At 68.4% G+C, this 11,201-nt stretch carries 12 protein-coding genes and 1 riboswitch; of the genes, 4 read left to right on the top strand and 8 right to left on the bottom strand.

Annotated features, from left to right (window positions below; all coding sequences use genetic code 11):
- Positions 1-9: 9 nt before the first annotated feature.
- Positions 10-300 (bottom strand): hypothetical protein, encoded by a 291-nt coding sequence (locus HRU81_03050; protein QOJ31165.1) that lies wholly within the window; start codon positions 298-300, stop codon positions 10-12.
- 139 nt (positions 301-439) lie between these two features.
- On the opposite strand from HRU81_03050, the gene HRU81_03045 reads away from it, so the two are divergent.
- A complete protein-coding gene (locus HRU81_03045; protein QOJ33259.1) occupies positions 440-898 on the top strand; it encodes a hypothetical protein in 459 nt (152 codons plus the stop codon).
- A gap of 14 nt (positions 899-912) precedes the next feature.
- Here HRU81_03045 and HRU81_03040 read toward each other — a convergent pair whose 3' ends face one another.
- Entirely contained in the window at positions 913-2,550 is a 1,638-nt protein-coding gene (locus tag HRU81_03040) for a PLDc N-terminal domain-containing protein (protein QOJ31164.1), read from the bottom strand.
- Here HRU81_03040 and HRU81_03035 point away from each other — a divergent pair.
- A complete protein-coding gene (locus HRU81_03035) occupies positions 2,543-3,124 on the top strand; it encodes a hypothetical protein (GenBank protein ID QOJ31163.1) in 582 nt (193 codons plus the stop codon). The genes HRU81_03040 and HRU81_03035 overlap by 8 nt on opposite strands.
- A 39-nt stretch (positions 3,125-3,163) precedes the next feature.
- Here the strand turns inward: HRU81_03035 and HRU81_03030 are convergent, their stop codons facing one another.
- The 6 genes from HRU81_03030 to HRU81_03005 all read right to left on the bottom strand — a co-directional run bounded on the left by HRU81_03030 (position 3,164) and on the right by HRU81_03005 (position 9,106).
- Positions 3,164-3,955 carry an SDR family NAD(P)-dependent oxidoreductase gene (locus HRU81_03030; GenBank protein QOJ31162.1) on the bottom strand — a complete coding sequence of 264 codons (792 nt, stop codon included), beginning with the start codon at positions 3,953-3,955 and terminating at the stop codon, positions 3,164-3,166.
- Positions 3,955-4,425 carry a hypothetical protein gene (locus tag HRU81_03025; protein QOJ31161.1) on the bottom strand — a complete coding sequence of 157 codons (471 nt, stop codon included), beginning with the start codon at positions 4,423-4,425 and terminating at the stop codon, positions 3,955-3,957. The genes HRU81_03030 and HRU81_03025 overlap by 1 nt, the downstream gene beginning before the upstream one ends.
- A gap of 16 nt (positions 4,426-4,441) precedes the next feature.
- The gene (locus HRU81_03020) at positions 4,442-4,900 is read right to left on the bottom strand and encodes a MaoC family dehydratase N-terminal domain-containing protein (GenBank protein ID QOJ31160.1); all 459 of its coding nucleotides are present in this window, start codon (positions 4,898-4,900) and stop codon (positions 4,442-4,444) included.
- A 59-nt stretch (positions 4,901-4,959) separates the two neighbouring features.
- Positions 4,960-5,730 (bottom strand): YceI family protein, encoded by a 771-nt coding sequence (locus HRU81_03015; protein QOJ31159.1) that lies wholly within the window; start codon positions 5,728-5,730, stop codon positions 4,960-4,962.
- 10 nt (positions 5,731-5,740) lie between these two features.
- Positions 5,741-8,014 carry a hypothetical protein gene (locus tag HRU81_03010; protein ID QOJ31158.1) on the bottom strand — a complete coding sequence of 758 codons (2,274 nt, stop codon included), beginning with the start codon at positions 8,012-8,014 and terminating at the stop codon, positions 5,741-5,743.
- A gap of 84 nt (positions 8,015-8,098) precedes the next feature.
- Positions 8,099-9,106, bottom strand: coding sequence for a hypothetical protein (locus tag HRU81_03005; protein QOJ31157.1), 1,008 nt, complete (start codon positions 9,104-9,106; stop codon positions 8,099-8,101).
- Positions 9,107-9,158: 52 nt separating this feature from the next.
- A riboswitch (SAM riboswitch) is annotated at positions 9,159-9,262 on the bottom strand.
- Positions 9,263-9,373: 111 nt separating this feature from the next.
- On the opposite strand from HRU81_03005, the gene HRU81_03000 reads away from it, so the two are divergent.
- Positions 9,374-9,736: a DMT family protein gene (locus tag HRU81_03000; GenBank protein ID QOJ31156.1), complete on the top strand. Its 363-nt coding sequence runs from the start codon at positions 9,374-9,376 to the stop codon at positions 9,734-9,736.
- 99 nt (positions 9,737-9,835) lie between these two features.
- Positions 9,836-10,870: a methyltransferase gene (locus tag HRU81_02995; protein ID QOJ31155.1), complete on the top strand. Its 1,035-nt coding sequence runs from the start codon at positions 9,836-9,838 to the stop codon at positions 10,868-10,870.
- The last annotated feature ends 331 nt before the right edge of the window (positions 10,871-11,201 follow it).

The raw sequence follows: 11,201 nt of genomic DNA, 5'->3' as shown, positions 1-11,201 counted from the left end.
ACGGATGACTCAGCCCGGCTCGTCTGGCGACGGCGCCAGCGCCTTCCGCGCGCGCTCCTGCAGCGCACGATAGGATCGCTCCCACTCGCCCTGGCGCGGTGTCGTGCCCGCCAGCTGCCGTACCACGGCCTCCAGCGCCTCGGCACGCTGTCGAAGGCGCCGCGCCTGTACCTGCAGCGCCTCGTAGTCGCCAGCGTAGACGAGCTGTACCTGGCGATCCTGGCAGATGCCGATGCAGGGCCGAGGCCCTTCGAGCTTGCCGCAGCCAATGCATTGCCAGGCGTTCATGTAGGTGGTCATGGCTTGCACCCCGGCGCGGACGGCGAACCGGATCGCGTCCCTCTTTGCCGGAAATCGGGGATGTGCCTATCATCCTAAGGACGAGGTGAGGGCTCCACAACCCCGCGACCGAGGTGCCTGCATGAATATCCGCCATTCCATTCCGGCTGCCTGTGCCTGGGCAGTGTTCCTTCTCGCCGGCGGCGCTGCACCGGCGGCGGATGCCCATGAACACGGCGCCGGCGAGGCCGGGCACCTCACCCTGGACCACGGCCGCAAGTGGTCGACCGACGCGCCCCTGCGCGAGGGCATGGCGGCGATCCGCGCCGCCCTCGCCGCCCGGCACGAGGCCATCCACCAGGGCACGCTGTCGGTGGCCGACTTCCAGGCGCTGGGTGCGACGGTGGAAACCCGGGTTGCCGCCATCGTCGCCAGCTGCAGGCTCGAACCCGCAGCCGATGCCAACCTGCACCTGATCATCGCCGACTTGCTCGCCGGCGCCGCAGCGATGCAGGGCCGCGCGGACGCCACACCGGCAGCGGGGGCAGCGCAAGCCGTGCAGGCGCTCGATGACTACGGCCGGTACTTCGACCATCCCGGCTGGCAACCGCCGGGCTGAATGCCGCTCCCCGCTCAGAGATAGGGCTGCATCAGCCAGGCGATGCCATCGCGCAGCTTGCGCCACAGCGGCCTGGCATCCAGCTCCGCACGCGACAACTCGTGGGCACCGTCCCGCTTCGCGGCAATGATGGACTCGAGGCTGGCCGCCAACGCGGCGGAGTAGCACTCCACCACGTATTCGAAGTTGAGCCGGAGGGATCGCGGATCCCAGTTTGCCGAACCGACCAGCGACCAGCTGCCATCGACCACCATGAGTTTGGAGTGATCGAACGGGGCACGGGTCAGCAGTACCCTGCAGCCACCGCGCAGCACCGGCTTCAGCTGCGCCATCTGCGCCCACTGCACCAGCCGCAGGTTGCCCCGTCCGGGAATCAGGATCTCGACGTCGACACCGCGCAAGGCAGTCACCCGCAAGGCGTCGATGAGCGGCGGATCGGGCAGGAAGTACGGGGTGACGATGCGGACCCGCCTGCGCGCCGCGGCCAGCGCACCCAGCAGGGTCAGCAGCAGCGCATCGCGTGTCTCGTCGGGACCGTCGGCAATGCCACGGGCCAGCATGTCGCCGACTGCCGTCACCGGCGGGAACCACGTCTCGCCCAGCAGGCGCTCCCCGGTGGCGAAACGCCAGTCGAAAACGAAGGCATCCTGCAGATGGTGCACCACGGGGCCACGGAGGCGGAAGTGGGTGTCCCGCGTCGGAAACGCGGAGGGACGTGCGAGCAGGCAGGCATCGCGGATATTGAGCCCGCCGGTGAAGGCGATCCCGCCATCGACCACGAGTATCTTGCGGTGGTTGCGCAGGTTGGCATACGGGTTTGGCAGCGGAAAACGCACCGGCAGGAAACTGGCCACGCGTATGCCGCGCCGCTGCAGCTCGCCGCGGATCGGCGGCCGGGAATAGCGCGCACCCAGCCCATCGATGAGCACCCGCACCTCGACGCCCCGGGCCACGGCGGCCTCGAGGGCATCCGCAAACGCATCGGCGACGATGCCACGATCGAAGATGTAGGTGGCCAGCGAGATGCTGCGCCGGGCCCCGGCGATGGCTTCGATCATGGCCGGATAGGCCTGGTCGCCATCGAGCAGCGGCTCGATGCAGTTCCCGCCCTCCAGCGGCTCGGCGGAGATCCTGTCGGTCAGCGTCGCCAGCGCCCGCCAGCCGTCGGGAACCGGCGCGACGCTGCCGCCCCCATGGGCCTGGCGACCGGTGGCGGCCTGGTGTTCAGCGGTGTGCGCCCCGCGCACCTGCCGCATCCGCCCCACCGACCGCCGGATGCGGTTGATGCCGAACAACAGGTACGACACCGGGCCGAACAGCGGTGCCAGCCACACCAGGCCCGTCCAGGCGATCGCCGCCCGCACTTCGGTCTTGGTAAGCAGGATATGCACCGTGGCGACGATGGCGAGCAGGAAATGCGCGAGCCCGGCGAGCAGTTCACGCAGCAGGGTCTCGCTCACGCACGCTCTCCGGCAACGGAACCTCTGCGCCAGCGCCTGAATGCCGGTTCCACCGGGCGCCCCCACCTTCCAGACAGCGGAATCAGCCGCGATGATGACCTCGGCGGCTGCCGAAGGGAAGGCAGGCGCGCATGATGGCGGGGGGCAGCCCTGGAGTACCGGCCATGAACACGGGTCCGCAGCGGTGAGCATCCTCGGTGTGCTGCTGGCCTTGTTGCTGGCCTCGGCCGCATGGATGGCCTGGAAGCCCGGCTGGCAGGTCGTGATCGGGCCTCCCGAGGATCCGCCCAACCGCATCCCGGTGACTGCGTTCTGCGACGCCGCGCGCCAGCAGGGCTGGGATTTCGCCGCCGATGGCCAGCTCCTGCGCGACCTCGTCATCGGCCTGCGCCAGGCGGGGCTCGACGGAACCATCGAGATCTGGGGCCGGCGATGCCGGACGGCCCCTGCCCTGCGGAAACCGGATGAACCGCTGGCGAGGATTCCGGCGACCTTCTGGAAACACCACGAGCTCGGCGGGCTCGGTACTGTCGCCGCCGTCACCCGCGCCGGCAACATCGAAACCCGTACGGAACTCACGACCGACAACACCCGCGTGCACACGCGGCCCATGCCTGGCAGCGAGCCGCCGCCTGACGATGCCGGCTACCGGGACATCCATCTCAACCTCATGCAGGCCATGGACTGGCTGCAGACGGAAGCCAACGCCTGCAAGGGCATCTCGCGACGGGGCCGCAGCGGGACCATGTCCGGACAGTCCCACTGAGCGGACAAAACCCGTGCGCGACCGCCCGCTGCAGCGCGCTCAGCTCATCTGGCCCATCGAGGCATTGAGGATGGTGGCCGTGATGTACTGCGCCTCCGGCAACGCCAGCAGCAGCGCCGCATTGGCCGCCTGCTCCGGTGTCTGCTGGTTGGCCCGGTGCTGCTCGATGATCCGGTCCCTGACGCGCCTGGGAATGCCGACGGCATGCCCCAGCACTTCCGCGCCCGCCTCGCGCTCCCCGGTCAGGCGCGTGTGCACCCAGCCGTAGGCGATGGCATTGCAGGTCACGCCGTAACGCGCCCACTCCAGTGCCACCGTCCGCGTCAGGCCATGCACGCCGTGCTTGGCCGCACAGTAGTTGGCCATGCCCATGCCGCCCATCAGGCCCGCCATCGCCGAGACGTTGATGACGCGCCCGTTGTGCCCTTCCTTCCTCATGTGCGGAGCCGCTGCGCGAATGCAGTTGAAGGTGCCCTTCAGCGTGACATCGACGCAGTCGTCCCACTGCTCGTCGCTCATGCGGTGGATCATCTCGTCCAGCGGGAAGCCGGCGTTGTTCACCAGGATATCCAGGCCGCCGAAGGCCTGCACCGCGGTGTCCATGATCCGCCGCGCATCATCGCTGCTGCGCACATCACCGACACATGCGACAGCCCGGCCACCCGCATCGGTGATGGCCCGGACCGTCGCCTGCGATGAGGCTTCGTGCAGCGAGTTGACCACCACGGCGGCCCCCTCCCTGGCAAAGAGCCGCGCGATCGCCGCGCCGATGCCCTGCCCGGATCCGGTGACCACGGCGACCTTGCCCTGAAGCCTGCCCTGCGCGCTCATCAGCGTTCTCCCGCCCGTTGCGGCTGGTTCACCCGCACCCCGGCCCGGGATGGCAGCACCACGACGCCTCCGCCGAGGGTGGTTCGCACGCCCTTGGCGTTGTCCATCCAGACCTCGCAGGTCACACAGTGCTGGTTGCCCTCGATGTGCTTTGCGGTCACCTTGCCATTGCAGGTCAGCGCGACACCGAAGAAGTCGACGCCGCGGAAGCTGCAGCGGACCTTCTTCAGCACACCGTCGAGCCCCATCCAGCTGGTCAGCATCTGCGTGATGAAGGCGGCCTTCTGCGCACCGTGCACGATGACATCCGGGAATCCGGCCTGGATGGCGAAATCCTTGTCGTAGTGGATCTCGTAGAAGTCGCCCGAGGCACCGGCGAACTGCACGGCCAGGCGCCTGGTCGGGGTCACCACGCGCTCGACGAGCGGCTGCCCGACCTCGACATCCTCGTAGTAGCGTTGCGCGTCCATGAGTCGGCCTCCGTGATCAGTACTTGATGAAACTCTGGCGCAGGCTCATGACCTTCTGGTCGCGCTGGTTGGTCCACACCACGTCGAAATGGAAGAACACCATGTGGCCGATCCGGCCTTCCTTCTCCTCCAGCTCCGCCAGCGTCACGACTCCGGTCAGGCGATCCCCGGGCCGGACCGGTTCGAAGAGTTCCTGCTCGAAGCCGGCATTCAGCAGGCGCTTCAGCGGGAAATCGTATTGCGTGACGTACCAGTCCATCTGTGGCGGAATGATCGGCCAGACGATGGCGGGCGGCGCGATCATGCCGCCGTAGCGGCTGCCGCGCGCCACCTCACCGTCCTGGTACAGGGGATTGTCGTCGAGCGTGGCGTCGGCAAGGCTGCGGATCCTGCCCTTCTCGACCTCGTACTCGGCGCGACCGAGTTCGGTGCCGACACGCTTCCTGAGATCGTCGGTGATGAAGGATTTCTCCAAGGCCTGACTCCTCTCCCGTGGTTCTCCGGTATCAGGTCGGCTGCAAGGGCGGGGCTGGCTCACTTGCGCCGTGCCACCAGGTCAGCCTCGATGGCCAGCTGGTCGCCAACCTGGAGCGCCCCCATCATGACACTGAATGGCACGAGCCCGATCGCCACCTGGGACAGCGGGAAGCGTGCCCTGACCTGCAGTTGGCCGGCGGCCGGCCCGGTGACCTGAACGGGTACCTCGATCCTGTGGTGCACGCCGCGCACCTGCAGGTCGAGACCGGCGGTGAAGTCCTGCGGTCCGCCGTGGAGCGAGACGGAGCGCACCACGATCTCCGGGAACCGCGCGGCATCCAGCACATCCGGGCCCAGCATGTTGTCCCGCGTTCCCTTGCGTGCGGCATCGGGCGGCACGGTCGCAAGCCCGTGCCCGTGGCTGGCACGAAGCTCCGGGTCATCGACCGTGAATTCGGCGACCGGCAGATGCAGCTCGATGGCGCTCGCGATCAGGGGTTCGGCGACATCGATGAACCCGGTGAGCGCCCGGGTGGCAATCAGGTGGTCATGGCCAAGCGCAGCGAGCGGACCCGCACGATAGGCGAGCACCACCAGGAGGGACTCGTGGCCGGACAACGCATAGCGGATGACGCCCGTCGCAGCTGGGGTGGTCCCGGCGCCAGGCGGCACCGCGCCCGGCAGCGAAGGCGCCTGCTGCAGGCCGGGGCAGCCGGCCAGTGCCAGCATGGCCACCGCCAGCGCAGCCAGGCCCGGCCTGGCCAGACCATGGCCGGCAGGCGTCCCTGCCGCGCGTGGTGCCTCGCCAGTCTGGCCGCAGCCGTTCACCTGGCTCAGCTCATGGCACCGGCTTCAGATCGAAGACGCCGTCGACGACGACCGGTGTCGCCTGATCGACAATCCGGGCATCGCGGAAAGCCATGTGGTCGATCCCTGCCACCGGTGTCGGGAAACCACCGCCGGTGACATAGGCGGCGATGGACACGGCATAGGTCCCCGGCAGCGGCGTCGCCGCGGACGGCTCGAAGACCCTGACCGGCACGGTGTAGGTCTGCTGCGTTCCCGGCGTGGCGGCGCCGGGATCGATGTCGATGTTCAGGAACCACATCGGGCTGGTGAACACCGGCGGCTGCGTGCCGGCCGGATAGAGCACGGCGGCAAGCCGCCACACCGGGCCGATGGTTCCAGGGTATGCCACCGTGAAGGTCAGCGTGGTGTCCGCAGCCCCGTGAGCGCGGTCATTGCCGCCACCGGGCGGATGGTCCGTCGTCGGCCCGGCGATCGGCAGCGTGGCGAGAAAATCCCAGATCGCATCCGCCTTGCTCCACCACTGGTGCCCGCCGTGGCCGGTGTCGTCGGTGAAACACCATTGCACCGGATAGGGGGAGGATCCGTCCGAGTAATCGATGCAGGGGTTCGTCGTGCCGGGCCTGGATGTGTCGAGGTCGAAGCCGTTGTACAACACCCAGAAGTCGTGCGTCGCCTTGACGATATCGGGAAAGACCACTGTATCGTTGCGGCTCTGGATCTGCATGACGGCGATGGACCCGGTGCAGGACGTCGACACCAGGGCGCCGGAAGCCGGAGCGATGCCGCGCAGCATGTCGCCATGCCGGCAGCCCAGTTCATGGACGAAACCGGCGCCGGAACTGTGCCCGGTGGCGAAGATCCGCCGGCTGTCGAACACGAGCTCGTGTTGCAGCTGCTTCATCAGATCCTGGAAGAAGGCGAAGTCGTAGCCGAAATTCCACTGGTTGACGCCGTCCTCGCCCGGCAGTGCATCGGGGATCACCATGATGGCGTCATTGCCGACCTTCCGCCGCAGGTCGGCACCATCGGCCGTATAGATCCCGCCCGGCATGAAGTTCAGGTGGCTGCCGCCGGTGCCATGGAACATGAACAGCACCGGTCTCGGCTCGCCCGTCACCGAGTAGTCGTCCGGAATGTCGATGTGGTAGCTGCGCCTGACACCCTGCGAGAGGATTTCACGCATGCCGGAGCGTGGCGGGCCGGAGAGTCCCTTGCGCAACCGGCTGGTGATCTCCTCCGCCTGCGCCACCAGGCGCGTGGCATCGCCGGCGGGAACCATCCGGCCCGACAGCCACGCGACCTTCCAGGCAAACCAGCGCAGCTGGACCAGTGCCGGAACGTTGCGATGACGCTGGACCGCCTGCCGGACCCGGCGCAGGTCATCGCGCAGCAGCCGCGCCAGCCAGCGGTGCATGTCGAGCGCCGCCAGGTCGCGATCGAGCCTGTCGAGCAGGTCGGGCACCGCGGCACCGGTAACCGGTCCCAGCGAGATCACGAAATGGACCGCGCTCCCGGCCGGCACGCAGGCGTCGCAAGCCGAGGGATTCTGGCTGACCACCGCTCCCGCGGGCACGCTCGGGTGATTGGCCCGGGTGACGGTACCGACCGTCAGCCCTGCGCCGACGATCGCTGCGCCCGCCGCCGGTTCGTCCAGACCGCGGATCTCCGGCGCCGCGACGCGCAGCGTGATCGCCGAGACCCGGAACTCGAGCTGAAGGCCGGCGCCACCGGGATGGGTGGACCACGCGGGTGATTCCAGCACGAGGCTCGTGCCATCGAAGAGCGCCACGGCGGCGGCGTAATCCCCGAGCTGCTGCTGCGGACCGAGGGCGACGTCATCCCCGCCAACGCTGCGCGTGCCGGGGATGCTGCCGTAGTTCAGCGTCGAGTCGTTGCTGTAGTCGGCACCGAAAGTGAAATTGCCGCACAGGCTGGCACCGACGACTGCGCCGAAGCCGCCTTCGAGGCAGGCGTAGGACGCAGCCGTTATCGCGCTGCCCGCAACGTCGAAGACCGCGCCACTGAACTGGTGCGAGTACAGATGGGTGACCGGACCGAGCCTGAACACTGCGGTCGTCGATGGCGAGATCTGGCTGACCGTGCCGGCCACATCGTCGTAGATGAACTCGGTGCCCTCCAGCGACGCGGCGGCGACCGTGCCGTTGGCGCTGCCGGCGGAGATCCGCACCAGCTCCAGGCCATACTCGCCGGCGGCAGCGGCCAGGGGCCATCCGGCCAGGAGCGTGGCCAGGCCAACGGCCAGGCCAATGCCAGCCACGGTTGATGCGCGGGCGGTCATCATGGGCTTCCCACCTCCGGCCCGGATTTGTTGTTGTGCCTGGGCCTGGGCCGATTCTAGGCGCGATTCGGCGCAGGCGGAAAGGCATCAAGTGCACTGTGGCCATCGCTCGCCTCCCCTGATCATCCAGCCCACCCTCTGCGCCCGCAGCAGCATGCCGGCCACCAGCGTGTCGAGCAGTCCCGGCGGCTTCGGCATGTCCGGAAGGAAGCTCACCCAGGCCAGGCGCGGCGCACCCGGCACGGGACACCAGGCGCCGAAGCCGGGTCCGGCGGCGAGCGAGCGCCTCTCGATCAGGTTGAGCCGGTTGACCAGCTCCACGCCTGCGGCCTCCTCCACTGCCACCGGTAGCTCCAGCCGGCAATGCAGGCCGCTGCCCAGCACGGGGTGCGGGATGCGGGTGTCGAGCAGCAGCAGGATGCCACTGCGCTCCCCGCAAGCCGGGAAACCCGAGTCCGCCGGCCAGGGCAGCGAGGCCATCAGCGATTCTGCCGAGGCGGTCGCGGGCAGGCGCAGCTGGTGCAGGCGGGCTGCCCATGCCGCGAAGTCCTCCAGGCCCCAGGGTGCGGGCACCCCCGCGCCGCGGATGGGCCGGATCAGGTGCTCAGGTACTTCGCGCCCGGTGCCGGCGCAGACTCCGGCGATGACCTGGTCGTCGTGCGCCATGGCCGCGGCATGCAGCAGGAGCCCGTAGTGGCCGAGCACGTCGTCATCGCCCACGTAGATCGGGCAGCGGGTGTACACCACCACCCGCCCGGTGTCGGGCTCGCGCAGCACCGCACCCAGGCTCGCCATGCTGTTGAAGTGGGCGAGGATCGGTCCGCTGAATTCCTGGAAATCCTCCTGCAGCTCGGTGCGCACCTCGGCCAGCTCGCAGAGCTTCCTGCCATCGATGGTGGCCGGCTCCACCTCGCGAAAGCCCACGGTGGTGCGCCCCACCCGGTTGTCGAAAGCCAGCCCGCCGGGCAGCGCCTCGTAGCCGGGGTACTGGCCAAGCTCGCTCGCCATCCTGTCGATGAGGCCGCGGATCACGGGCCTCAACTCCGGCGCGCCGCCCCGCTGCCTGACCGGCAGCTCGATTACCTGTGCAGACATGATGAACCCTCCAATGCGTTGTTGATGACACGCACCAGGGGCCGACTCGAGTGGTTTCCCGGTTGGTTGCCAGGACTGGCCACATCCTCCCTGCGGGAGACACCACCTTGCCCGGGGGCAGGTTGGTGGAGCGTCAGCTCCGTCTTGATGCAGGAGTGACTATAGCAGCCCGGTGGTTCAGGAGGTGAGCCACCGGGGAAAAATGTCCGCCTTTGTAATAGATTGGGTGCCTGGACGCGGAAGGCCGTCCTTTCAGGGTGAGCATCCATGCGCGAGATTGCACTGACCGCCGGACTCCTGACGCTGAGCAACGTGTTCATGACGTTTGCCTGGTATGCCCACCTCAGGGAACTCGGCAGCCGGCCGTGGGTGGTGGCAGCACTCGTGAGCTGGGGAATCGCGTTCTTCGAATACATGCTGCAGGTACCGGCCAACCGCATTGGCTACGGTGTCCTGTCCCTGGGGCAGCTGAAGATCCTCCAGGAAGTCATCACGCTGTCGGTCTTCGTGCCGTTCGCGGTTTTCTACATGAAGGAGCCACCCAGGCTCGACTACCTGTGGGCGGGCCTCTGCCTGCTCGGCGCCGTGTATTTCATGTTCCGCGGCACAGTCTCCACTGCCGGCGCCTGACCGGGTGCCCGGCGCGAACCGAACCACCAAATTGCGGGGCCAGCCGGGAGCGGTATCATCCCGGGCCACTCCGCCATTCCAGGCACCATGGAGCAGGACATGAGCATCGAAAAGCAGAAGACACAGGCCCCGCTGCCGCCGCACGCCCAGCTGATCCGCATGGCCACGACCTGCTGGCCGCCGCGGATGCTCTACGCCGCGGCCCGGCTCGGGCTGGCGGACCATCTTTCCGCGGGGCCGATGGATGCGGCCGGGCTGGCGCGCCTGACCGGCACGCAGCCTGCGTTCCTCTATCGTCTGCTGCGGACCATGGCGAGTCTGGGCCTCTTCACCGAGGACGAGGCCCAGCGGTTTGCCCTGACTCCCCTGGGCGCCGCGCTGCGCAGGGATGCACCTGGCGCGGCCTACTCCACCGTGCTGACCGTGGCCAGCCCCTGGTTCATCACCGCGACGGAGCAGCTGCTGCACACCGTGCAGACCGGCGAAACCGGCTTCGACACTGCATTCGGCGTGCCGTTCTTCGATTACCTCGCCCAGGACCCCGAGCGGGTGTCCCGGTTCAGCGAGACGATGGTCGGCGTCCACGGCGCCGAACCCGCCGCGGTGGCGGCGGCCTACGACTTCTCACGCTTCGGGACCATCATGGATGTCGGCGGCGCCACCGGCAATCTGATCTCCGCCATCCTCGCCCGTCACCCGAAACCGCGTGGCGTGCTGTTCGACATGCCGCAGGTGGTCCGCGATGCGCCCCGGCTGCTCAGGGAGCGCGGGGTCGAGCAGCGCGTGACGATCGAGTCGGGCAGCTTCTTCGATAGCGTGCCCGCTGGCGCCGATGCCTACCTGCTGTCGCACATCATCCACGACTGGTCCGAGGACCGCTGCCTGACGATCCTCGGGCACTGCCGCAAGGCCATGAAGCCCGACAGCCACCTGCTGATCATCGAAACGGTGATTCCGCCCGGCGACGAACCCCATCAGGGCAAGATGCAGGACATCGCCATGATGGTGTTGTCCGGCGGCCAGGAACGCACGCAAGCCGAGTACGCCCGCCTGCTGGCCCAGGCCGGGCTGCGCCTCACCCGGGTCGTGCCGACGGCGTCGCCGGTGAGCGTCGTCGAGGCCGTGCTGGCCTAGCCGCCAGAACAGGTGCCGGTGTTACGGTTTCGGAACTCGATCGGCGTGCCGGTCCGTTGTCCGACAAGAGCGACCCCGAAGTACCGGGAACACACCCGCAACCTGCCTTGCGGCCAGCCTCCGGGTCCGGTCACGTGCGCCAGGGCGCCGCCGCAGCGCTGTCTAAGTGCTCGTCCAGACGAGTGATGCGACCGTTTGCCACCCGACAGGCGATGCAGGCAGTCAGCCGCAGACGGATGTCGAGATTCCACCGGCGTGCTGTCGAACCCGTCGGTGATGTGCCAGATCACCGCGTCCGGCGCGTAGATGGCGCGGACAGTGGCGATGTCGC

This window comes from Gammaproteobacteria bacterium (assembly GCA_015709695.1).
Taxonomy (GTDB): Bacteria; Pseudomonadota; Gammaproteobacteria; order Steroidobacterales.
This window is presented reverse-complemented; position numbering and strand designations above follow the sequence as displayed.

Bases quoted from the DNA above. Each gene is read 5' to 3' on its own strand.
- HRU81_03025 (QOJ31161.1), bottom strand. From the start codon at position 4,425: ATGGACGCGCAACGCTACTACGAGGATGTCGAGGTCGGGCAGCCGCTC.
- HRU81_03000 (QOJ31156.1), top strand. From the start codon at position 9,374: ATGCGCGAGATTGCACTGACCGCCGGACTCCTGACGCTGAGCAACGTG.
- HRU81_03040 (QOJ31164.1), bottom strand. From the start codon at position 2,550: ATGCTCACCGCTGCGGACCCGTGTTCATGGCCGGTACTCCAGGGCTGC.
- HRU81_02995 (QOJ31155.1), top strand. From the start codon at position 9,836: ATGAGCATCGAAAAGCAGAAGACACAGGCCCCGCTGCCGCCGCACGCC.
- HRU81_03050 (QOJ31165.1), bottom strand. From the start codon at position 300: ATGACCACCTACATGAACGCCTGGCAATGCATTGGCTGCGGCAAGCTC.
- HRU81_03005 (QOJ31157.1), bottom strand. From the start codon at position 9,106: ATGTCTGCACAGGTAATCGAGCTGCCGGTCAGGCAGCGGGGCGGCGCG.
- HRU81_03030 (QOJ31162.1), bottom strand. From the start codon at position 3,955: ATGAGCGCGCAGGGCAGGCTTCAGGGCAAGGTCGCCGTGGTCACCGGA.
- HRU81_03010 (QOJ31158.1), bottom strand. From the start codon at position 8,014: ATGATGACCGCCCGCGCATCAACCGTGGCTGGCATTGGCCTGGCCGTT.